This is a genomic window from Mesorhizobium sp. M2E.F.Ca.ET.209.01.1.1 (assembly GCF_004010375.2).
In the GTDB taxonomy this organism is placed as follows: Bacteria; Pseudomonadota; Alphaproteobacteria; order Rhizobiales; family Rhizobiaceae; genus Mesorhizobium.
In genome coordinates, this window is record NZ_SADP02000005.1 from 46320 (window position 1) to 69761 (window position 23442).

Sequence of the window (23442 nt, forward strand, 5' to 3'; positions counted from 1 at the left end):
CGGGCCACATCAGCTAGGCCGCATCTTGGCAGGACGCGCAATCATCCTGCGCCAGGCCAGTCGAGGCCCGAGCGCGAGCGTCCTGAACGAGGGGGCGCCGACAGCCGCGAGGAGCAGCAGCTTGCAGGTTGTGGCCAAAGGTATGCCCGTCGTTCGCAACAGCAATTCGATGTCGCGTCTTTCCTGGCTCGAGATACCGGCCCCCGTGGCGGCGCGCCATGCCAGAAAGGTTCCGATGGCCTCCGTGGGTTGGCTGCTTGTGTCGAACGGCTCGGCGCGGGAGCGGCGCAACAGCGCCGACTGCCTGGCCAGCGCCGCGGCCGCCTTTTGCTGATCCTCCTTGACGCGCGACACCTGCCCCGGGTGCGAGCGCAATTTGACCAGCCGCGCATCCATATTGGCCAGCTTTCCGGTCTCGGAAAGCCGCAGCCACAGATCGTAATCCTCCGCATAGGTGAATGCGCGACGGTAGCCTCCCATGCGCCGGACGGCCTCGGTCCGGAACATCACCGTCGGATGAAGCATGGGATTGTATCTGGTAAGGGCAGAGCGCAACGGCTCGTTGCCGATGGGAACCTCCATTGGCCTCAACGATTTTCCGTCCCCGTCGATCTGCCATCCCGCAGTGCCGAGCAGCTGCAGATCGGCATCCGCGTCGAAACGCGCCGCCTGCAGGCGCAACCTGTCGGGCAGCGAGATGTCGTCGCCATCCATGCGCGCCACGAGAGGGGCCTGCGCCAGCGCAATTCCCATATTGAGCGCGTCGACGATGCCTTTGCCGCGATTGGCGACAACCTTGACGCGGCCATCGCCCTCGCCGAGCGACGTCGCGATCGCGGCGCTGTCATCCGAGGAGCCATCGTCGATGACGATGACTTCGATATCAGCCAGATCCTGGTCCAGAATGCTTTGCAGGGCTTCGCCGACATAGCCCGCGCCGTTTTTCACCGGAATGATCACACTTACTGTCGGCAACAGAACGTCCTTGCGATAATCGGGCGTGACCGAATGACCGTCGAATCGGCCAGTTTGGGTACGGGGTGTTTGCGGTCTGGACTCAAGGCTCCATCGCAAAGTTCGATCACTGTGTCGACTGCCAATCTCATTGTAGCGCCGATCCGGGCAGGGCCTGAAGGGTGGGCTCCAGCAAGCGTAAAACCGCCTCGCGCTTTTTCGCCTTCAACGAGAGGTCGCCGTCGAGGCCGACTTCATGAAGCCAGCTTCCCCGCCATTCGCAATAGGCCTGCCTGAGGTCAACCCCGGGCAAGGCCGCGAATTCCGTTATCGGCCGTTGCGGCAGCGCGTTCGGGTCCACATCCCGATAAAGCACCTCCCAGTTGGCCCCGCCGGTATCGAGGCCGGCGAACCAGTCGAGCCCGAAATCGAGAGGCTTGCGGCTGACGGCGTCGAAGCGGAAGAAGCAATAGCCCGCCCACAAATACCAGCGCGCGCCCGCTCGGCGCAGGTCGCCATAGAACGCCACATCTTGAAGAGGCGCGAAGGGGTCGCATGGCTGCGTCGGGAAGAGGTCCTGGTCCAGAAATCCGAACGCGGCCGGCGCGGCCGGCTTCAGGATATTGCGCCACATCCAGTTGAGCGCCGCGCCGTGGGACCGGCTCGGATTTTTCACGGTCCATGGATTGGCCGGCAGCCTGACATAGGGAACGCCTCGGGCCGCGCATATCTGCCTGTTCTCGTCCGCGGCAGCTTCGCTGATGCTGTTGTCGGCCACGATGTGGAGGTCGTGACGGACAAGTCTCCTGGCCAGCCGCGCCTGCAGATCGAGGCATTGGGCATCGCCAAAGGCGATCGTGAGCAGCACATCGCGACCCCGGGCGGCATCGCGAATGCCCGCGATGTCGCCAGCCTTGGCCGGCAGGCTCAGGAACCTTCGGTCGATTTTCCGGTAGCGGGCCGTCTTGACGGCATGTGTCAGCGGCTGCAGCCTCAGCCATTGCCGCCAGTTGTATTCACGCAGGGCCTTTGGCACGGGTATGGCAACTCTCAGGCAAAACCGGCTTGGCAGCCACAATTAATCCATGGAATCTTCACAATCGCGATCCGGTTGATTTTTTTTGGAAAAGCTCGAACGCAACAGCGTCCAAGTCTCTTGATAACCCGCTATATACAGCATATTCGTCTTTTCAACACGACTGACACTAAGCGCCCTGCTTTGTTTGTTTGAAGGAAGAAGTCTACGGCGCGCCCGCAGCTCTCCGCCGATCGGACTTGGGTAAATGGCGCTCTCCGGAACATACAATGAGAATTTGCTGCGCAATCTCTGCCCTGTTCATGAATGGGGGTCTGCAAAGGGATTGTCTCAATATTAGCGACCGCTTGATCAAGCGCGGCCATAACGTGACGATCCTGACGACACGCCAGGTCGGTCATGTCGACAGCTCGGCGACGATAAAGGTCCAGCCTGCCCGGGTTATCTCCAATCCGGGCACCGAATATGCGCTGGGAAAGACCCTGCTGACGGCCAGGCGGGATTTCGACTGCGTCGTCGGTTTCAACAAGATGGCGGGCCTCGACATCTATTATGCCGGCGACCCGCCCTATTTTGCCTCGAAGCTCGGATGGTGGCGGCCGTTTTCGCCCCGCTTCATGCGCCAGCAAAAGCTCGAATCGATGATCTTTGCCCCCGGCAGCGCTGTGCAGATCATTGCGCTCAGCGAGCACCAGGCAGCGCTTTACCGCGACTTCTGGCGAACCGAGGAATCGCGCATCCATGTTGTCGGACCGACGCTCGATCCGAAACGCCGCCGGCCGGAATTGCAGGCCGGCGACCGCAATGAAATCCGCGATCGTTTCGGGCTTCCCCGCCAGGCCGTCATTGCCTTGAGCATCGCCAACAGAATGAAAGTGAAGGGTCTCGACCGGGCGGTGAAGGCCCTGCAGCCGTTCCCGGATATCCACTGGCTGGTAGCCGGTCTTCGCAAAAACAGCGAGGAGGAAATCCGGCTGCGCAGCCTGATTGCCAAGTGCGGCATGTCGAACCGGGTCATCCTCCTGGGCATCCAGGAGGACATCCCTGCGGTTGTGGTTGCGAGCGATTTCATGTTGCACCCGGCGCGCCTGGAAAACACCGGCACGGTGATCCTCGAGGCGCTCGCAAATGGCCTGCCGGTCATTGCGTCGGCCGCTTGCGGATATGCAAAATATGTCGAAGCCAGCGGGGCTGGACTGGTTGTGGCCAATCACGACGATCCCGAAATCTGGCGACAGGCGGTCCTGAAGGCAGGCGACCCGGCGGTGCGGGCACAATGGCACGAGGCGGCCCTTGCCTACGGCGCGTCAAACCCGCTTACCGGCGGGCTGGAGGCGGCCTGCGACCTGATCGAGGCATCGCGGCGCAATCGGCGCGCCGCGTAGCGCGGCGACACAAGCGATCCAAATCGCCAAGGGCGATGCCGCTGTGCCTCGCACATGCTGTCGTCAGGGAGTCCCTATGCCGTCCGGAGTCGCCGCTATTGCAAAGATTCGCCGAAGCTGGTGTCATCCCGTTTTGCACGACTGGTGAGGTACGGTGATGAAGCGCTCCTCTACGCTGGCCCTGTTTTCCTCGGCTCTCGCTCTGTGTGCTGCCGCTTCGGCTTCCGCGGCCCAGCCCGGCGATCCGCCGGACGGCTTGGCCAAGATAGAAACGGTGGTCGTCATCTTCGCGGAGAACCGCGCCTTCGACAATCTCTATGGCCATTTTCCCGGTGCGGACGGCATCGACAAGGCGAGCCAGGAAAGCTTGCAGCAGCGTGACCGTGACGGTTCAGTGCTGTCGGAACTGCCGCCGGTCTGGGACGGGCTGACCGCCAAGGGCGTCACGCCGCCGGTGACGCAGGCGATGACCGAGCACCTTCCGAACGGCCCGTTCACCGTCAACGACGCGAAGGGTTTCAACGTCCCGCTAAGCGTTGTCACGCACGATCTGTGGCACCGCTACTATCAGAACCAGATGCAGATCAACGGCGGCAAGAACGACATGTTCGTTGCCTGGGGCGATTCAGGCGCCATGCCGATGAGCAACTGGGACACCTCCAAGGGCGACATGTGGGCAGTCGCGCAGAAATACGTGCTGGCAGACCACTTCTTCATGGGCGGCTTCGGCGGCTCGTTCTTCAATCACCAATGGCTGATCTGCGCCTGCGCACCCTACTACGCCAATGCCGATAAAAGCCCGGCCAAGCCATCGATCGCGGTGACGGACGATAGCGGAACGGCGCTAAAGATCGCCGACAATTCACCGAAATCAGCGCGCGACGGAGTCCCAAAATTTGTCTCCGACGGCAATCTGACGCCGGATTTCTACGCCGTGAACACCATGCAGCCACCCTACCAGCCAAGCGGCAACGACCCGGCGGCCGGCGGCGACCCACTGCTTGCGGATCCGGCCAAGCCCACGACATTGCCGCCGCAGAGCGAGCCGACCATTGGCGACATGCTCAGCCTAAAGCACGTAACCTGGGCCTGGTATTCGGGCGCCTGGCAATACACGCTTGACCACGGCAACCATTCGCCGACGCCGAATTTCCAGTACCATCACCAACCGTTCAATTACTACGCCAACTATGCTCCGGGCACCGAAGCCAGGCGTGAACATCTTCGCGACGCCGGGCTGAGTGGCGTGAGCTTCATCCAGGCGATCGACGACGGCGTGCTGCCGCAGGTTTCCTTCTATAAGCCGCAGGGCAATCTCAACGAGCATTCCGGCTATGCCGACATCCAGGCCGGCGATCGACACATCGCCGATGTCGTGGCGCATCTGGAGAAAAGCCCGCAATGGCCGCATATGCTGGTCGTCGTCACCTATGACGAGAACGGTGGCATCTGGGATCACGTCGCTCCGCCCAAGGGTGATCGGTGGGGGCCAGGCACGCGCATCCCCGCGATCATCGTTTCGCCCTTCGCCAAACACGGCTATGTCGATCATACGCCCTATGACACGACGTCGATCCTGCGCCTCATCACCGAGCGCTTCGAATTGCCGGTGCTGCATGGCATCGTGGTCCGCGACCGGGCCGTTGCCGCGCATGGCGAGCCCCCGCTCGGTGACCTTACCGGCGGGCTCGACCTGAATTGAGGGCGCGTAAGCGGAGGACGAAGATGGACGCTGACAAGATTGTCGCGCTGGTCACCGCTGGCGGCATCGAGCTCACCGACCGCCGGCGTAATGTCACGGACGACGGTTGGTCGCTCAGTTTCGCCAACGGTGCCACGGTAGAGGTGGGCGACGACGGCTCTGCGCGCATTGCCGGAAAAGGCAGCAAGACCGTGGCTGGGTTGCTGGACCTTCCTGTCGCGTCGCGCAACGCCTGATCCGGCGGCTGTCCTCGTATTCCCAACTGCCGTTCGATGTTACCGATTTTAAGTCAAATTTTACCGAACGCACGGCATGGCTTGGGCGCCGGCAGGTGGTGTTGCCGGCGCGTTTCGCGTAAGGGGTGACGATGCGTATTGTCGGGACGATTCCGCTGGCCGTCGCCATAGGTCTGTTCACCGCGCCTGTCGCCCAGGCGGGCGAGGGTGGCAGCTGGATATCCGGCGACTGGTACCTGACGCTCGGCGCCACCGGCCTGGTCGCGCCGAATTTCGAGGGCGGCAAGAAATACATGTTCAGCGCCCAGCCGATCATCTCGCTGGGCAAGGTCGGTCCCGAGGCGCGCTTCACCTCACGCAACGACAACATCTCGCTGGCGCTGATCGACGACGGCTCCGTGCGCGCCGGCCTGACCGGCAAGTTCCTGTTCCATCGTACCAGCAAGGACGAGCTCGAGGGCCTCGACCCGGTGCGCTTCGGCGGTGAGGTCGGCGGCTTCTTCGAGTTCTATCCGCTGGATTGGCTGCGCGCCCGCGCCGAGTTGCGGCATGGCATTCGCTCCCACAACGGCTTCGTTGCCGACATCGCGGCCGACGCGTTCTACGACATCACGCCCAGTGTGCGCATCTCCGGCGGCCCGCGCGTGGCCTTCGCCTCGTCCAACTATTTCGATGCCTATTACGGCGTCAACGCCACCGAGGCAGCCGCCTCGGGGATCAGCGAATACCATCCGGGCGGCGGCGTGAAGTCGACCGGCCTCGGCGGCGCGATCACCTGGAAGGTGACCGAGCCGATGACGGCCAGCCTCTTCACCGAATATTCGCGCCTGATGGGGCCGGCAGCCGATTCCAGCCTGGTCAAGGAACGCGGCGACCGCAACCAGTGGATGTTCGGCGTGTCGACAACCTACCGCTTCAATTTCACGATGTAGGTCGTGAAAGCGGCTTCATGCGTTGAAATCCGCGCTTTATTCCTGCCGCGCCATCCGCTAAAAGCCACGCCATGATGAGCTTTTCGCGCTTTTTCGCGATCGCGATACGAATTACGGGCCCGGTGTTCCGGGCGGCCTGAGCGCCGCTGGAACCGCCGGGAGTTTTGGCGCGCCCCCCTCGCGCTTTTTCAGAAATCAACGCATATCGCCCGAGCTTTATGCCCGCCGGGCAATTTGAGATGGCAAATCGATGACCGATACCCCTACGACCGATACGTCCGAGACGATCGACTACTCCAAGACGCTTCATTTGCCGCAGACGGATTTCCCGATGCGCGCCGGCCTGCCCGAGAAGGAGCCCGGCCTGGTCAAGCGCTGGCAGGACATGGAGCTCTACAGGAAGCTGCGCGAGGAGGCCGCCGGCCGCGAAAAATTCGTGCTGCATGACGGCCCGCCCTACGCCAATGGCAACATCCATATCGGCCATGCGCTGAACAAGATACTCAAGGACGTGATCAACCGCTCCTTCCAGATGCGCGGTTACGACGCCAATTACGTGCCTGGCTGGGACTGCCACGGCCTGCCGATCGAATGGAAGATCGAGGAGCAGTATCGCGCCAAGGGCAAGAACAAGGACGAGGTGCCGGTCAATGAGTTCCGCAGGGAATGCCGCGACTTCGCCACGCATTGGATCAAGGTGCAGGGCTCAGAGTTCCAGCGCTTGGGCGTCATCGGCGATTTCGACAATCCCTACACGACCATGGCTTACCATGCCGAGTCGCGCATCGCTGGCGAGCTGTTGAAATTCGCCATGTCCGGCCAGCTCTATCGCGGCTCGAAGCCGGTGATGTGGAGCGTGGTCGAGCGCACCGCGCTCGCCGAGGCAGAGGTCGAATACCAGGACTATGAGAGCGACACGATCTGGGTGAAGTTTCCGGTCGCGAGCCTCGCCCAGCCGGTCGCCGGCGCCGCGCTGGCGCTGGACGGCGCCGCGCTCGATCTGCTCGAGGCACATGTCGTCATCTGGACGACCACGCCCTGGACTATCCCCGGCAACCGCGCCGTCAGCTATTCGCCGCGCGTCGCCTACGGCCTTTACGAGGTCACGGCCGCCGAGAACAGCTTTGGACCGCAGCCTGGCGAAAAGCTGATCTTCGCCGACGCGTTGGCCGAGGATGCTTCGGCCAAGGCAAAAGTGACGTTGACGCGCCTTCACAGCGTCTCAAGCGAACAGCTTGCAAGCCTAACGCTTTCGCATCCGTTCCGGGGACTGGGCGGCGGCTATGAATTCCCGGTGCCGATGATTGCCGGCGAGCATGTCACTGACGATGCCGGTACCGGCTTCGTCCATACGGCGCCCAGCCATGGCCGCGAGGACTTCGACGCCTGGACGGACGCGGTGGCCGAGCTCGTCAAGCGCGGCGTCGACACCGCGATCCCGTTCCCGGTCGATGACGCCGGCTTCTTCACCCGCGATGCGCCGGGCTTCGGCCCGGACCGCGAGGGTGGGGCCGCGCGCGTCATCGACGACAACGGCAAGAAGGGCAACGCCAACCAGGCGGTGATCGACGAGCTTATCAGGCGCAACGCGCTGTTCGCGCGCGGCCGGCTGAAGCACAGCTACCCGCATTCCTGGCGCTCGAAGAAGCCGATCATCTTCCGCAACACGCCGCAATGGTTCGTCTACATGGACAAGGACCTCGGCGACGGCACGACGCTGCGCAGCCGCGCGCTGAAGGCCATCGACGACACCCGCTTCGTGCCGGCTGCCGGCCAGAACCGCATCCGCGCCATGATCGCGGAGCGCCCGGACTGGGTGCTTTCGCGCCAGCGCGCCTGGGGCGTGCCGATCGCCGTCTTCGCCGACGAGGACGGCAATGTGCTGAAGGACGAGGCCGTCAACCAGCGCATCATGGATGCTTTCGAGAAGGAAGGCGCGGACGCCTGGTTCGCCGACGGCGCCAAGGAGCGTTTCCTCGGCAATCACGATGCCTCGAAATGGCACCAGGTGATGGACATCCTGGACGTCTGGTTCGATTCCGGCTCGACCCATGTCTTCACGCTGGAAGACCGTCCGGACCTCAAATGGCCGGCCGACGTCTATCTCGAGGGCTCCGACCAGCATCGCGGCTGGTTCCATTCCTCGCTGCTCGAAAGCTGCGGCACTAGGGGCAGGGCGCCTTACGAGGCGGTCATCACCCATGGCTTCACCATGGATGAGGAAGGCCGCAAGATGTCGAAATCGCTCGGCAACACGGTGGTGCCGCAGGACGTGATAAAGCAGTCCGGCGCCGATATCCTGCGGCTCTGGGTGGTGACGACCGATTATTGGGAAGACCAGCGGCTCGGCAAGAACGTGCTGCAGACCAATATCGACGCCTATCGCAAGCTGAGGAACACCATCCGCTGGATGCTGGGCACGCTCGCCCATGACGACGGCAAGGATGTGCCGGTCGAGACGATGCCGGAGTTGGAGCGGCTAATGCTGCACCGGCTGTCCGAATTGGACGAGGTGGTGCGCCAGGGCTACGACGCCTTCGAGTTCAAGCGCATCACCCGCGCGCTCCTGGACTTCATGGTGGTCGAGCTCTCTGCTTTCTACTTCGACATACGCAAGGACGCGCTCTACTGCGACGGGCCGACGAGCCTGCGCCGCAGGGCGGCCGTGCAGGTGGTGCGCTACCTCTTCGAATGCCTGGTGAAGTGGCTGGCGCCGATGCTGCCCTTCACCACCGAGGAGGCTTGGCTCGACCGCCATCCGGATGCTGTCTCGGTGCATCTCAACCAGTTCCCGGCGATCCCGCAGAACTGGCGCGACGAGGCGCTGGCCGAGAAATGGCGCAAGGTGAGACAGGTGCGCCGCGTCATCACCGGCGCGCTGGAGATCGCGCGCGCCGAGAAGCTGATCGGCTCTTCGCTGGAAGCCGTGCCGGTGGTGACGCTGGACGACGCCGCGCTGGAAGCGGCTATCGCCGATGTCGACATGGCCGAGATGGCGATCACCAGCGACCTTGTCATCAAGCACGGCAAGGTGCCGGAAGGCGCCTTCACGCTCGACGACGTCAAGGGCGTGGCGGTGGTCGTGGAGAAAGCCGAGGATCGCGGCTTGGTCAAATGCGCGCGCTCCTGGCGCTACACCGCCGATGTCGGGCAGGATCCGGAATTCCCGGATGTTTCGGCTCGCGACGCTGCTGTGCTGCACGAGCTCAAGGCGCTTGGGCGTCTATAAGCCGGTGCAAAAGTACCACGCCGGGCGGACCATATCCGCCCGCGCGTTGCCCATAACAAGTGGTTGAGGTAAACACGCGACACTCCGGCAGACAAATTGTCGCCGGATTTCCATCGCAAGTGCGGGGAAGAAGGGGACCGTGCCCTTGGCCGGTGGCGACCGAAAGGCAGTTAGAGTGGGACTTTTTGGCATGACCGACAGAACGTTCGCGCGCGCCGCGCTGCTGGCGCCGCTTGTGGTATCGGCCATCGCCTTGTCGGGCTGCATGAGCTCGCCGACCTACGGAACCGACAAGACGGCCGCCGCGCAGCTCTTCGACGATGTTTCCGGCGCAGTCTCGATCACGCCGAAGCGCCGCAATCCGATCGACTACAAGCCGCGTCCCGATCTGGTGAAGCCCGCCCCGGGGCAGAAGGAAACCCTGCCGCCGCCGCAGGAGAGCATCGAGACGGCGAGCACCGAGTGGCCCGAATCGCCCGAGGCGCGCCGCGCCCGCATCCGCGCCGACGCCACCGCGCATCAGAACGACCCGAATTACCAGCCGGAAGCCGTCGAGGATGTGCAGACCGATCCCGTGTCGGTGAAGAAGGCGATGGCTGACTCGGCCTCCAGCCACCCGCCGCGCTGGTCGCCCGATGATTCCAGCGCTACGCGCACCGCCGAGATTCAGCGCCGGCTTGCCGAGCAGAAGCAGGGCGACCCGACCACTCGCAAATATCTGAGCGAGCCGCCGCTTGCCTATCGCCAGCCCTCCGATGCCGCGCCGCAGAACGAACTAGGCGAGGACGAGTACAAGAAGGAGCGCCGCCTCAAGGCACAGGCGGAAGGCAAGAAGGGCGGCTGGTTCGACTGGCTTGGTCTGTGAATGGTCAGTAGTCAGTAGTCAGTAGTGATCCGGTCACTACTGACTACTCACTACCATTCCGTCTCTCGCGAAAGAAAGCCTTGAGGATGAGCGCGGCTTCGCTTTCGCCGATCCCCGCGTAGACGTCGGGCGTGTGGTGACAAATAGGCGACGCAAAAAAGCGTACGCCGTTGACCACCGCGCCGCCTTTCTCGTCGGCGGCGCCGAAATAGAGCCGCCGCAGCCTGGCGAAGGAGATCGCGCCGGCACACATGGCACAGGGCTCAAGCGTCACATAGAGATCGTGCCCGGTCAGTCGCTCGCTGGCGAGCTTCCGGCAGGCCTCGCGGATCGCCAGCATCTCGGCATGCGCCGTCGGATCGACAAGCTCGCGGGTACGGTTGCCGGCTTTCGCGATCACCGTGTTGCCGCTGGCGATCACCGCGCCGACCGGCACTTCGCCGCGGCTGGCCGCCGCCTCGGCCTCTGCAAGCGCCAAGGCCATGAAATCCGGTCGTTTCAAGCGGTTTCCATCCCGATTATTCCTCGCCACCCGAGAATGATCCTGTTATCTAGCGCGAGACCCTGAAAACCGGAATCGGTTTTTGCCGCGCCGCTGGATGCGCAAAATCAAGATGACACTGCCTGCGTTGGGCGTCCGCAAGGGCGCGCGGCGCTGTAGCAGGCAAAGACGAGCAAAGTAATGGACGACGACAAGAAATCTCCACGCGGGCCGCGCAAAGGCGGCTCGAAACCGGCGGGCCCGCGAGACGGCAAGCCGGCCTACGGCGCCAAGAAGCCGTTCGCGAAGCGTGACCGGCCGATGGCCGCCGAAGGCGAGCGCCCGGCCCGCGACTTCAAGCGCAGCCACAAGCCCCGCGAAGCGGGCGAGGGCGCGGAGCGGGGCGACCGGCCGTTCCGCAAAGGTCCGCCGCGTGACGGCAAGCCCTTCGAGAAGCGCGAAGGTCGCAAGCCCTTTGCGCCACGCGGTGACCGGCCGATGGCGGCCGAAGGCGAGCGCCCGGCCCGCGACTTCAAGCGCAGCTACACGCCGCGTGAAACGGGGCCGCGTGACACGGGTGAAGGCGCGGAGCGCGGCGACCGGCCGTTCCGCAAAGGCCCGCCGCGCGACGGCAAACCCTTCGACAAACGCGAGGGCCGCAAGCCCTATACGCCACGCGGTGACCGGCCGGTGGCCGCTGAAGGCGAACGTGGCGAACGCCGTTTCGAGCGCTCCAGGCCTGCTTTCGGCGAGCGCCCTGCACGCGACTTTGCCGACCGGCCGAAGCGTGATTTCAGCGATCGTCCGCGCGGCGCGGGAAAGCCGGAAGGCGGCTTCAAGCCGCGTCCGCGTCCTTCGGAAGCCGCGCCGGAGGCCGGCGAGCGCATCGCGAAGCGGCTGGCGCGCGCTGGCATAGCCTCGCGCCGCGACGCCGAGGAACTGATCGCGGCCGGCCGCGTCAAGGTCAACGGCAAGGTGCTGGACTCTCCGGCCTTCAACGTCAGCGCCACCGACGTCATCCATCTCGACGGCACCGAGATCCCGCCGATCGAGCGCACGCGCCTGTTCCTGTTCCACAAGCCGGCGGGCGTCGTCACCACCAACCGCGATCCGGAAGGCCGCAAGACCGTCTTCGACGTGCTGCCGTCCGACCTGCCGCGGCTGATGACCATCGGCCGGCTCGACATCAACACCGAAGGCCTGCTCCTGCTCACCAATGACGGCGGACTGTCGCGCGTGCTCGAACTGCCGGACACCGGCTGGCTGCGGCGCTACCGCGCGCGCGTCCACGGCAAGGTCGAGGAGAGCGCGCTGGCCGGCCTGCGCGACGGCATCGCCGTCGACGGCGTCTTCTACGGTTCGATCGAGGCCTCGCTCGACCGCGAGCAGGGGACCAATGCATGGCTGACGCTGGGGCTGCGCGAAGGCAAGAACCGTGAGGTGAAGAACATCCTCGGCGCGCTTGGCCTCGATGTCACGCGGCTGATCCGCATCTCCTACGGCCCCTTCCAGCTGGAAGATCTGCCCGAGGGACATGTGCTGGAAATCAAGGGTCGGGTGCTGCGCGAGCAACTCGGCGAGCGGTTGATCGAGGAAGCCGGCGCCAATTTCGATGCCGAAATCCAGAAGCCGTTTTCCAACAAGCCGGTGCGCGGAAGTGGTCCGCGCCGCGAAGAAGCCGACCGCCCGAAATTCACGCGCGACGGCGACCGCCGGCCGATCGGCGAGGGTGGACTGATCAAGGCGCGCAAGCGCCGCGAAGGCAGCCGCGACGAGGCGCTGAGCAAGCTCTCGACGAAGCCGGAAAGGGCATTTGGCGAGCGCGGCGCGAAGTCCGATCGCGGCGGGTTTGGCGACAAGCCGCGCGGCAGGAAATCCGAGCGCGAGCAGCGGCCGATCGAGCCGCCGGGCCAGCGCAAGGCCAATGTCTGGATGGCGCCGGGCGCCCGGCCGATCGGCAAGGGCAGGGCGGAAGCCGACGCCGCGAGGGCCGCCGAGGCGAAGGCGCGCAAGGCATCCTACAAGCCGGGCGGCAAGGGCAAGCCGGGCGCGAAGCCTTTCGGCAAGCCCCGCGGCGAGCGCCCCGAAGGCGATGGCGGCAACAGGCCGCGCGGTCCGAAGAGGGGCGGCGATGCGGATCGTCGGCGGTGAGTTCCGCGGGCGTCCGCTGGCGACGCCGAAAAGCAATGCCATTCGCCCCACGACCGACCGCACTCGCGAGGCGGTGTTCAACGTCCTGGCGCATCGCTACGCCGACAAGCTGGAGGGCGGCCGTGTGCTCGACCTCTTCGCCGGCACGGGCGCGCTCGGGCTCGAGGCTTTGTCGCGCGGCGCCTCCTACTGCGTCTTCATCGAGGAATCGACCGAGGGGCGCGGCCTGATCCGCGAGAATGTCGAGGCCTACGGGCTCACCGGCCGCACCAAAATCTTCCGCCGCGATGCCACGCATCTCGGCGAAGCCGGCACGATCTCGCCCTTTGGCCTGATCTTCGCCGATCCGCCCTATGGCAAAGGCCTCGGCGAGCGCGCGCTGCGCTCGGCCAGGGCCGGCGGCTGGCTTCTGCCCGGCGCGCTCTGCGTCGTCGAGGAGGCGGCCTCGGCGCCGTTCGAGCCGGGCGCTGGCTTTTCCGTGATGGACGAGCGCAATTACGGCGAAACGGTTATCCGGTTCATCGAGGCCAGCTAGGTTGTTCTGGAAGTGAGCATGATGTCGTCCGAAAACCGCTTCACACTTTTCGGCATCATGCTCCGGCCACGCCTCGAAAATGCCGAACAATTCACTTTGCCTCACCAGCGAACCTTGCCTATCGTCGCGCAACCGGGACCGGAGAACTTGATGACACCTACACGGATTGCGCTGCGCGCGGCGCTCCTTGTCGGCACGCTGGCGATGGCGGCGTCGGCTCCGGCCCGCGCGGCCGACGATGGCGACGTCAAGGATTTCCTGCTCGACAACGGCATGGAAGTGGTCGTCATCCCGGACCATCGCGCGCCGATCGTCACCCACATGGTCTGGTACAAGATCGGCAGCGCCGACGAGCCCGCCGGCAAATCCGGCATCGCGCATTTCTTCGAGCATCTGATGTTCAAGGCCACGACCAATCACGCGGCCGGTGAGTTCGACCGTGCCGTGTCCGAGATCGGCGGCTCCAACAACGCCTTCACCTCCTACGACTACACCGCCTTCCACGAGACGGTGCCACCCTCGGCGCTCGAACAGATGATGGGCTTCGAGGCCGATCGCATGCGCAACCTGATCTTGACCGACGACGTCATCAAGACCGAGCGCGACGTCATCCTGGAGGAGCGCCGCTCGCGCATCGACAGCAATCCGCAGGCGGTTCTGGACGAGGAGGTCGATGCGACGCTCTGGCAGAACCAGCCCTACCGCATTCCGGTGATCGGCTGGATGCAGGAAATGGAGCAGCTCAACCGTCCGGACGCGAAAGCCTTCTACGACAACTATTACCGGCCGAACAACGCGGTGCTGGTGGTCGCGGGCGACGTCGATCCGAATGCCGTCAAGGCGATGGCCGAGCGCACCTACGGCAAGGTCGCGCGCGGTCCGGATCTGCGGCCGCGCATCCGCCCGGTCGAGCCGGAGCAGAACACCAAACGCACCGTGACGCTGACCGATGCGCGTGTCTCGGTGCCGAGCTTCTCGACGCAATGGGTCGTGCCATCCTATCATACGGCCAAGCCCGGCGAGGCCGAGGCGCTCGATCTGCTCGCCGAGATCCTCGGCGGCGGCAACCGCAGCCGGCTGTACCAGGAACTCGTCGTCAAGCGGGGGATCGCCTCCGACGCGGCCGCCTATTTCCAGGGCACGATGCTCGATGCCACCAACTTCACCGTCTATGGCGCGCCGCGCGGCGACGCCAAGCTTGCCGATGTCGAGGCGGCGGTCGACGCCGAGATCGCCCGCATCGTCAAGGACGGCGTGAGCGACGATGAGCTGGAACGGGCCAAGACCCGCTATGTGCGCTCCATGATCTTTGCCCGCGACAAGCAGGACGACATGGCCAACATGTATGGCTCCACGCTTGCCACCGGCGGCAACGTCAAGGACGTGCAGGAATGGCCGGACCGTATCCGCAAGGTCACCGCCGATGAGGTCAAGGCGGTGGCTGCCCGCTACCTGGTGCTCGATCATTCGACCACCGGCTATCTCTTGCCGCAGCAACAGGCGGGGAATTGATGATGAGCATGGAACATGCCAGCAGCTTCCCTTCTCCCACAAGGGGAGAAGGTAAAATCCATCGCGCCGTCGCCACCCTTTGCTTCGCCCTGTTCTTCCTGCTCCTGCCGGCGCTCGCTGCCCGCGCGGAGATGAACATCCAGGAGGTGAAGTCGAAGAAGGGCATCACTGCCTGGCTGGTGGAGGATCATTCGATCCCGCTGATCGCCATCCGCTTCGTCTTCGATGGCGGCAGCGCGCAGGATCCGGCCGGCAAGGAGGGCCTGGTCAACCTTATGACCGGCCTGTTCGACGAAGGCGCCGGCGACCTCGACAGCGACGCCTTCCAGCAGAAGCTCGACGATGCCGGCGCCGAGATGAGCTTCCAGGCCGCGCGCGACGGCACCTACGGCTCGATGCGCATGCTGTCGCAGGAGAAGAACGAAGCTTTCGAGCTGCTGAGACTTGCCGTCAACCGGCCGCGTTTCGACCAGGCGCCGATCGACCGCATCCGCGCCCAGGTGCTCTCCGGCATCCTCGCCAATGAGCGCGATCCGAACACGGTGGCGCAGCAGCGCTGGCTGCGCGCCATTTATGGCGAGCATCCTTATTCGCGTTCCGACCAGGGGACGAAGGACAGCCTGACAACCATCTCCGCCGATGACATCAAGGCCTTCCACAAGGCCAATTTCGCCCGCGACGGCCTGCATGTGGCGGTGGTCGGCGACATCGATGCCGCGGCGCTGGGCGACAAGCTGGACGAGGTGTTCGGCGATTTGCCCGAAAAGCAGACGCTGGCTCCGGTGGCCGATGTCACGCCAAAGCTCGGGCAGCAGCTCGAAGTGAATTACGACTTGCCGCAGACTTCGCTGCAGCTCGCCTGGCCGGGCGTGAAACGCAGCGATCCGGATTTCTTCGCCACGGTTCTGATGAACGAGATCCTCGGCGGCTCGACCTTCACCTCGCGGCTCTTCGCCGAAGTGCGCGAGAAACGCGGCCTCGCCTATGGCGTCAGTTCCGATCTCGTCGACAACGAGCACTCCCACGCGCTGCTGGTGACGACCGCGACGCGCTCCGACCGCGCCGCCGAAACGCTTGCGATCGTGCGGCAGGTGGTGAAGGACATGGCTGAGAATGGTCCCACGGAGGAGGAGCTCGCGGCGATCAAGAAATACCTGATCGGTGCCTACGCCATCAACAATCTGGATTCCTCCAGTTCCATCGCCTCGACGCTGGTCGAGCTGCAGGTCGATCATCTCGGCATCGACTATATGAAGCGTCGCGCCTCGCTCATCAGCGCGGTGACGCTCGCCGACGTCAGGGCGGCGGCAAAGAAGCTGCTGTCGGCCGATCCCGCCGTGATGGTCATCGGCCCGCCACTGGTGCAGGTGGCGGGAGGCGGCAAGGGATGAGCCCGACCTTCGGGGTGGCTTTCGGCGGCGGCGGCGCGCGCGGTCTCGCGCATATCCATATCATCGAGGCTCTCGACGAGCTTGGCATCAAGCCGGTGGCGATCGCCGGCTCGTCGATCGGCTCCATCATGGGAGCCGGCATGGCGTCGGGCATGACGGGCGCCGAGATCCACGGCTATGCCCGATCGATCCTCGGCAGCCGGGCCGAAGTGGCGGCGCGCATGTGGCGCTCGCGGCCGGGCACGATCGCGGAGGCCATGCAGGGCGGCATCCGCGTCGGCCAGTTCAACATCGAGCGCATCCTGAAGGCCTTCCTGCCCGAAGCGATCCCCCAGACGTTCGACGCGCTGACGACCCCGCTCAAGGTGACGGCGACCGATTATTTCGGTCACAAGCTGGCGGTGCTCGCCGAGGGTGAATTGCATTCGGCGCTCGCCGCTTCGGCAGCCATCCCCGCGGTGTTCCGTCCGGTGGTGCGCAATGGCTGCCTGCTGATCGACGGCGGCATCTACAATCCCGTCCCGTTCGATCTCCTCGAAAAGGATGCCGACATCATCATCGCGATCGACGTGGTCGGAGCGCCGAGCGACGCCGAACGCAAGCACCCGACCACGGTCGACCTGATGTATGGCGCCTCGCAATTGATGATGCAGTCGATCATCGCCAACAAGCTGCAGCAGTCCAGCCCCGACATCCTGATCCGCCCGAAAGTCTCGAAGTATCGCGTGCTCGATTTCCTGAAGATCGAGGCACTGATGGCCGAGACGGCGGAGATCAAGGACGAATTGAAGCGCGCCGTCGAAAAGGCGGTCGCCAGGCATGGCGGCAAGCGGGGGAAGAAGAACGCTGTCTGAGGGTCTCCTCTGATCGCACCCTTCAGGCGCAAGCGGTGGCGACCGAGGTCCGACAACCGAAGTCCGATGGGTCGGCGCATAGGTCTTCGGTTGAGCTGGACCTAAGAATAACCCGAGGTATTCTTTGTACTGATTAGCAGCCTTTTATGCATAGATTTGAGGCATGTCACAAACTCTTCATCGAGTTGCCCGTTGACGCACGCTCCGGTAGAGTTAATAATTTCCTAATATAAGGTAGCGCAAATAATCTCCCGACCGGCAACAACGAGTTACGGCGCTACTGGGGTAGGAATAGCATTGCGGCATTTTCGCCGCCGTCGCCGTCATCCTTGAGCTGTAAGCCGCCGAGAGCCGCCACTCGCCGGCCAAAGGCAGTTGGTGCGGCTTGCTCGACGTTATGCGAATCCCCCCTTTACGGAGTAGGCGCTGATCTCAGCGCTCTTGGCACGGGTGCTTGGGCTGTCTCGCCCGGCCATCATGCCAACGGCGGCAACTGACGCGCCCGGGATGTGAAAGGCGTGTCGTGGCTGTGGGGTTCAGTAGCGCGTCGCTCAGGTTGATGGGCACAGCCTTTGGTTCGGCGCAGGCGAAGGTGCGGCTTGTCGGCCTGATCCTCGTCGCTTGCGTTGCCATGTTTTTCCTCTTCGGCTCCGGCCGGCATGTATCGATAGGCTCGATGCTCGTCGCGGCGGCGATGGTAGGTTTCGGTTGCCTGGCCATGTTCCGCGCCCGAGGCGGCGTGGTGCAAGATGCGGCGGAAAGCGTCGTCGACGCCGCGCACTCTCGCACAGTGACACGCAGCAAACCTTCGACGAGAGCGACCGGCCGTCGGCCGGCCGGCTCCGCTCGTTCCGAGCTCGCCGCCGCGCTTGCCAGCTGCCGGTCCGCCTTCGTCGCGGTCGGCCTGTTCAGCGGCATGCTCAACGTGCTGATGCTGGCGGGCTCACTCTACATGCTCGAGGTCTATGATCGCGTGCTGCCCAGCCGCAGCCTGCCGACGCTCGTCGGCATTTCGATCCTGCTCGTCATCCTCTATTGCGGGCAGGCCTTTCTCGATTTCGTGCGCGCTCGGGTTCTGGTGCGGATCGGCGGGGCGCTCGACGAGGCGCTTGGCCATCGCGTCTATACCTCGATGCTGAGATTGCCGCTGAAGGCAGGGCGCGAGGGCGACAGTCTGCAGCCGATGCGCGATCTCGACAGCGTGCGCGGCTTCCTGTCCGGCATGGGTCCGACGGCGCTCTTCGACCTGCCATGGATGCCTATCTACCTGGTCATCATCTTCATGTTCCACTGGGTGCTTGGTGTGACGGCGCTGCTCGGGGCGATCGTGCTGGTCGTGCTGACCCTGCTTGCCGAGCGGTTGACCCGACAACCGGTATCCGCCGCCACCTCGAGTGGAAACCGGCGCGGTGGGCTTATCACTGCCGGCACGCGCAATGCTGAAGTTGTCGCCGCCATGGGTATGGCCGGCGGGCTCGCGTCGCGCTGGCGAGATGCTAACCTCGATTTCATTGCTGACCAGCGCAAGGTCAGCGACGTTGCCGGCAGCTTCGGCGCTGTGTCGAAAGTACTGCGCATGCTGCTTCAGTCGTCGATGCTCGGCATAGGCGCCTGGCTTGTGATCGAACAGGAGGCCACGGCGGGCGTCATCATCGCCGCCTCCATCCTCAGCGGCCGCGCGCTGGCGCCGGTCGATCTCGCGATAGCCAACTGGAAAGGTTTCGTGAGCGCGCGCCAGGGCTGGCAAAGGTTGACCAAAGTGCTGGCGGCCATGCCTGCCGAGAATGAACCGATGCTGTTGCCGGCGCCTAACGCCAGCGTGACAATGCAGAATGCGATGATCGCGGCTCCTGGAGCGCAACGGCTGCTGGTCCAAGACGCCAGCTTCGCCATGGAGGCGGGCCATGGGCTCGGCATCATCGGCCCGAGCGGTTCGGGAAAATCCACCCTGGTCAGGGCTCTCGTCGGGGCCTGGCAGCCGGTAAGCGGCCGCGTCAAGCTTGACGGCGCCGATCTCGACCAGTGGTCCTCGCAGGAGCGCGGCCGCCATATCGGCTACCTGCCACAGGATGTGGAGCTGTTTGCCGGCACCGTCGCCGAGAACATCTCGCGCTTCGAACTGGACGCCGACGCCGACGCTATCATCGCCGCGGCAAAGGCCGCCGGCGCGCATGACCTGATTGTCAGCTTCCGCCAGGGCTACGAGACCGAGATCGGCGAGCATGGCGAAGCACTTTCGGCCGGGCAGCGCCAGCGCATTGCCTTGGCCCGCGCGCTGTACCGCGATCCGTTCCTCGTGGTGCTCGACGAGCCGAATTCCAATCTCGACATGGACGGCGAGCAGGCGTTGATCCGCGCGATGCTTGGCGTTCGTGAGCGCGGGGGCGTTGTCGTCATCGTCGCCCATCGTCCGAACGTGCTTGCCGCAGTCGATTTCATCATGGCGATGAACCAGGGGCGCTTGCACGAATTCGGACCGAAGGACGAGGTTTTCGCCAAGATGTTCCCGATGCTGCGGCCGGTCGCGTCAAGCACCCCGCCGCTGCGGCCGACCGCGGACTCAGCCCCTGTTGCCGCCGCCATCCGAACCGGGGGAGGGAACTGACATGGCCGCGCCGGGCAACTCCCACGCGTCGATCCGCTTCTATACACGGCTAGGGCTCGGGGCCGTGCTGCTGCTTGCCGGTGGCGTCGGCGGCTGGGCGTCGGTCACCGAGATCGCCGGCGCAGTTATCGCGCCCGGCGCGCTTGTGGTCGATTCCCACGTCAAGAACGTTCAGCATGCGACCGGTGGCATCGTTGCCGAGATCGATGCCCACGACGGCGACAAGGTGAAAGCCGGCGACCTTCTGCTGCGTCTCGACCGCACCGTGCCGGCCGCCAATCTTGCGGTGGTGAGCAAGGCGCTCGACCAGCTCACGGCGCGCAAGGCGCGTCTCGATTCGGAACGCCGCGGCAGCGACGACATCATCTTCCCGAACGAGCTTCTGGACCGCGTCGCCGATCCCGACGTCGCTGAAGCCGTGGCAGGCGAAAAGCAGCATTTCGAGACCCGGCGCACCTCCCGCACCGGCCAGAAGAGCCAGCTTGGGGAACGCATCGCCCAGCTCGAGAAAGAGATCGCCGGCGACATCGCGCAGGCGGATGCCAATAGCAAGGAGATCGAGTTGGAGCAAAAAGAGCTCGCTTCGGTGCGCGCGCTCTGGGCGAAGAAGCTCATCTCGATCGACCGGCTGACCCAGACTGAGCGCGAGGCCACGCGCCTCGACGGCGAACGCGGCCAGCTCGTTGCCTCCCAGGCGCAGGCCGAGGGAAAGATCGCCGAGATCAAGCTGCAGATCATCCAGATCGATCTCGACCTCAGCACCGAAGTGAACAAGGACCTTCGCGACGTCGACGGCCAGATGAGCGAACTCCTGGAGCGTAAGGTCGCCGCCGAGGACCAGCTGAAGCGGGTCGACATCCGGGCGCCGCAGGACGGGGTCGTGCAGCAGTCGATCGTCTATACGGTCGGCGGCGTGGTGAAACCGGGCGAGACGATCATGCAGGTCGTGCCCGACAACGACAGCCTTGCCGTGGAAGCCAGGATCGCACCCAGCGACATCGACAAGTTGTGGGTCGGCCAGTCGGCCTCGCTGCGCTTTTCGGCGTTCAACACGCGCACCACGCCGCAGATCGATGGTGTGGTCGAGAGGACCTCGCCCGACATCGCCACCGACCAGCGCACCGGCGCCAGCTACTACACCGTGCGCATCAGGACGACCGCCGCCCAGGTTGCACGCCTCGGCGAGGTCAAGCTGGTGCCCGGCATGCCGGTGGAATCCTTCATCAAGACCGAGGACCGATCGGTGATTTCCTACCTGGTGAAGCCTTTGCAGGACCAGATCACCCGAGCTTTCAGACAGTAAGCCCCGCCTGGAGCGGGAAAATGGAAACAGCAGATACGGAACGCAACCGCAGTCAAATTCAAGGGGAAACGTCATGGCCGACATTACGGACAATCTGACAGGTGATCCGCTCACGGTAACCGATCCCACGACAACCGGAAGCGCCGACCCCGTCGCGCAGCCTGCAATCTCGCTTGACCAGGCGGATGCGGATTACGCACCCGGTGAGACGGTGGGAATCACGACCACCAATGTCTCGGATGGCGGCACGTTCACCTTCGAGGTTGCCCATCTCAGCGCCGGCGCCGACGGCGTCCTCGGCACCGCGGACGATGTGCTCGCCTACGATCTCACCGGCACCGGTACGCCCTGGACCGTAACCGATGGCGGCGCCGGCGATCTCGACGGCGTTGTCAACGGCTCGATCCAGACGTCCTGGTACGTCAACGGCGACGCGGCAAACCAGGCGTTCGTGCTCACAATGACAGACCCGTCGAGCGGCCAGGTCGCGACGGTGAATTTCACCGACGCCGCGACCATGGTCGATCTGACTTTCAAAACCTCCGCAACGATCAACGGTGCAATCTTTTCATCCTCCGACGTCGTCACCGGCGCGGGAACGGGCCTGCTTGATCCCTTCGTTCGCATTCAGAACAACGGCTCAGAACAGGGGTACAACACCGACGCCAATGCTTTCGTTCTCGATAATACCGCCAAGGGCGGCAGCCAATATGTTCATTCACTGAACATCGCCGACATTCCGATTCAATTCATAAATGGTGTCGGTTATTATCGGTTTGATCTCGATATCAATGAGTCCAACACTGCCACCTCCCAAAACCTTTCTCTTGATACGCTCCAGATCTGGCAGGCCAGTGCCGGCAACTTGAGCAATTACGCACCCGGAGCGACCCCGGATCAGGGCACCGGCGCCTTCCCGGCCGCGGACGGTGCTTCATTGATCTACAATCTGGATGCCGGCGGCGATAAGTTCATCGGCCTGAATGGCGAACTCCAGCCGGGCAGTGGCAACACCACCGACATGTCGTTCCTCGTTCCGGTGGCGAATTTCGATCCGACCAAGCCTTTCATTTATCTCTATTCTGGCTTCGGCTACCAGGCCGGCACTTATCAAGGTTCCACGGAAACGGCGCCGAGCACCTGGACGGCCGATTCCGGCTTCGAGGAGTGGAATCGCCAGATCGGCCAGGTGATCGATGGTCACAAGTTCAATGACCTGAACGCCGACCATGTGTGGGAAGCCGGGGAGCCGGCTCTCGCCGGCTGGAAGATCTATCTGGATGTAAACAACGACAACCAATGGGAATCGGGAGAGCCGTTTGCGACCACCGACGCAAACGGATATTACAAATTCACGGTCACGCCTGGCACCTACACCGTTCGCGAGGTGCCGCAGGCGGGATGGTCGCAGGATGCGCCGAACAACGCGCAGGGCGAGTATACCATCAACGTGGTGGCCGGCGCGGACAGCCACAACAACGACTTCGGCAATTTCCAGTTGGCCTCGATATCGGGCCACAAATATCTCGACGCCGACGGCAGCCTGGCGACGACCGGTGACCGGACCGCGGTGCAGGGCTGGACGATCACGCTTTACAACGACGCCAACCACAACAACGTCGCTGATGCCGGCGAGCAGGTGGCGCAGACGACGACCGACGTCAACGGCCTCTACCAGTTCACTGGGCTGGTGCCCGGGGACTATCTGATCAAGGAACAGGACCAGGCGGGTTGGACGCATCTGAGCCCGGTGCAGATCAACCAGAACAGCGTCACCTCCGGCCAGAATCTGACCAACCAGGACTTCATCAATACACAACTCGGCTCGATCTCGGGTCACAAATATGTCGACGCCGACGGCAGCCTGGCGACGACCGGCGACGAGACCGGGGTGAACAACTGGACGATCACGCTCTACAACGACGCCAACCACAACAACGTCGCCGATGCCGGCGAGCAGGTGGCGCAGACGACCACCGATGCAACAGGCGCCTATCAGTTCACCGGGCTGGCGCCCGGCGACTACATCATCAAGGAAGAAGACAAGGCGGGCTGGACGCATCTGAGCCCGGTGCAGATCAACCAGAACAGCCTGACCGGCGGCCAGGACCTGACCAACCAGGATTTCGTCAACTTCCAGCTGTTCTCGATCTCCGGCACCAAGTACGAGGACCTGACCGGCGACGGCAAGACGGCGGACGACGTCGCCTGGTCGCATGGTCCGGTGACGATCTTCATCGACGACGACAACAGCGGCGACTTCAGCGCGGG

At 64.1% G+C, this 23442-nt stretch carries 18 protein-coding genes; 15 read left to right on the forward strand and 3 right to left on the reverse strand.

Annotated features, from left to right (window positions below):
• Positions 1 to 9: 9 nt before the first annotated feature.
• The gene (locus EN852_RS11715) at positions 10 to 975 is read right to left on the reverse strand and encodes a glycosyltransferase (protein WP_189545861.1); all 966 of its coding nucleotides are present in this window, start codon (positions 973 to 975) and stop codon (positions 10 to 12) included.
• A 127-nt stretch (positions 976 to 1102) separates the two neighbouring features.
• On the reverse strand, positions 1103 to 1822 hold the full coding sequence (locus EN852_RS11720) for a hypothetical protein (RefSeq protein ID WP_127873944.1): 720 nt from the start codon (positions 1820 to 1822) through the stop codon (positions 1103 to 1105).
• Between EN852_RS11720 and EN852_RS11725 the strand changes: the two genes are divergently transcribed.
• The 7 genes from EN852_RS11725 (at position 1790) to EN852_RS11755 (ending at position 10339) form a co-directional block, all read left to right on the forward strand.
• Complete coding sequence (locus EN852_RS11725) at positions 1790 to 2185, forward strand: hypothetical protein (protein WP_127873943.1); 396 nt, start codon at positions 1790 to 1792, stop codon at positions 2183 to 2185. The genes EN852_RS11720 and EN852_RS11725 overlap by 33 nt on opposite strands.
• Positions 2186 to 2292: 107 nt before the next feature.
• Positions 2293 to 3375 (forward strand): glycosyltransferase family 4 protein, encoded by a 1083-nt coding sequence (locus EN852_RS11730; protein ID WP_281407781.1) that lies wholly within the window; start codon positions 2293 to 2295, stop codon positions 3373 to 3375.
• Between the two features lie 157 nt (positions 3376 to 3532).
• Positions 3533 to 5077 carry an acid phosphatase gene (locus EN852_RS11735; RefSeq protein WP_127873941.1) on the forward strand — a complete coding sequence of 515 codons (1545 nt, stop codon included), beginning with the start codon at positions 3533 to 3535 and terminating at the stop codon, positions 5075 to 5077.
• A gap of 23 nt (positions 5078 to 5100) precedes the next feature.
• Positions 5101 to 5313: a hypothetical protein gene (locus EN852_RS11740; protein WP_127873940.1), complete on the forward strand. Its 213-nt coding sequence runs from the start codon at positions 5101 to 5103 to the stop codon at positions 5311 to 5313.
• Positions 5314 to 5444: 131 nt separating this feature from the next.
• The gene (locus EN852_RS11745) at positions 5445 to 6245 is read left to right on the forward strand and encodes a MipA/OmpV family protein (RefSeq protein ID WP_127873939.1); all 801 of its coding nucleotides are present in this window, start codon (positions 5445 to 5447) and stop codon (positions 6243 to 6245) included.
• Between the two features lie 250 nt (positions 6246 to 6495).
• Positions 6496 to 9474, forward strand: a complete 2979-nt coding sequence (ileS, locus tag EN852_RS11750) for an isoleucine--tRNA ligase (protein ID WP_127873938.1) — start codon at positions 6496 to 6498, stop codon at positions 9472 to 9474.
• Positions 9475 to 9664: 190 nt separating this feature from the next.
• Positions 9665 to 10339: a hypothetical protein gene (locus tag EN852_RS11755; RefSeq protein ID WP_127865452.1), complete on the forward strand. Its 675-nt coding sequence runs from the start codon at positions 9665 to 9667 to the stop codon at positions 10337 to 10339.
• 43 nt (positions 10340 to 10382) lie between these two features.
• On the opposite strand, the gene EN852_RS11760 is transcribed toward EN852_RS11755, so the two are convergent.
• Entirely contained in the window at positions 10383 to 10841 is a 459-nt protein-coding gene (locus EN852_RS11760) for a nucleoside deaminase (RefSeq protein ID WP_127873937.1), read from the reverse strand.
• Between the two features lie 180 nt (positions 10842 to 11021).
• Between EN852_RS11760 and EN852_RS11765 the strand changes: the two genes are divergently transcribed.
• From EN852_RS11765 to EN852_RS11800, 8 genes are all read left to right on the forward strand, one after another.
• Positions 11022 to 12971, forward strand: coding sequence for a pseudouridine synthase (locus tag EN852_RS11765; RefSeq protein WP_127873936.1), 1950 nt, complete (start codon positions 11022 to 11024; stop codon positions 12969 to 12971).
• On the forward strand, positions 12952 to 13506 hold the full coding sequence (rsmD, locus tag EN852_RS11770; protein WP_127873935.1) for a 16S rRNA (guanine(966)-N(2))-methyltransferase RsmD: 555 nt from the start codon (positions 12952 to 12954) through the stop codon (positions 13504 to 13506). The genes EN852_RS11765 and rsmD overlap by 20 nt, the downstream gene beginning before the upstream one ends.
• A gap of 150 nt (positions 13507 to 13656) precedes the next feature.
• Positions 13657 to 15018, forward strand: a complete 1362-nt coding sequence (locus EN852_RS11775; RefSeq protein WP_127873934.1) for a pitrilysin family protein — start codon at positions 13657 to 13659, stop codon at positions 15016 to 15018.
• Between the two features lie 2 nt (positions 15019 to 15020).
• Positions 15021 to 16409, forward strand: a complete 1389-nt coding sequence (locus EN852_RS11780) for a pitrilysin family protein (RefSeq protein WP_127873933.1) — start codon at positions 15021 to 15023, stop codon at positions 16407 to 16409.
• Positions 16406 to 17263: a patatin-like phospholipase family protein gene (locus EN852_RS11785; protein WP_127873932.1), complete on the forward strand. Its 858-nt coding sequence runs from the start codon at positions 16406 to 16408 to the stop codon at positions 17261 to 17263. Before EN852_RS11780 ends, EN852_RS11785 begins: the two co-directional genes overlap by 4 nt.
• Before the next feature lie 559 nt (positions 17264 to 17822).
• A complete protein-coding gene (locus EN852_RS11790) occupies positions 17823 to 19868 on the forward strand; it encodes a type I secretion system permease/ATPase (RefSeq protein ID WP_246694249.1) in 2046 nt (681 codons plus the stop codon).
• A 1-nt stretch (position 19869) separates the two neighbouring features.
• The gene (locus EN852_RS11795) at positions 19870 to 21171 is read left to right on the forward strand and encodes an HlyD family type I secretion periplasmic adaptor subunit (protein WP_127873931.1); all 1302 of its coding nucleotides are present in this window, start codon (positions 19870 to 19872) and stop codon (positions 21169 to 21171) included.
• A 73-nt stretch (positions 21172 to 21244) separates the two neighbouring features.
• A partial coding sequence (locus EN852_RS11800) for an SdrD B-like domain-containing protein (protein ID WP_210238233.1) occupies positions 21245 to 23442 on the forward strand: 2198 nt, incomplete at its 3' end.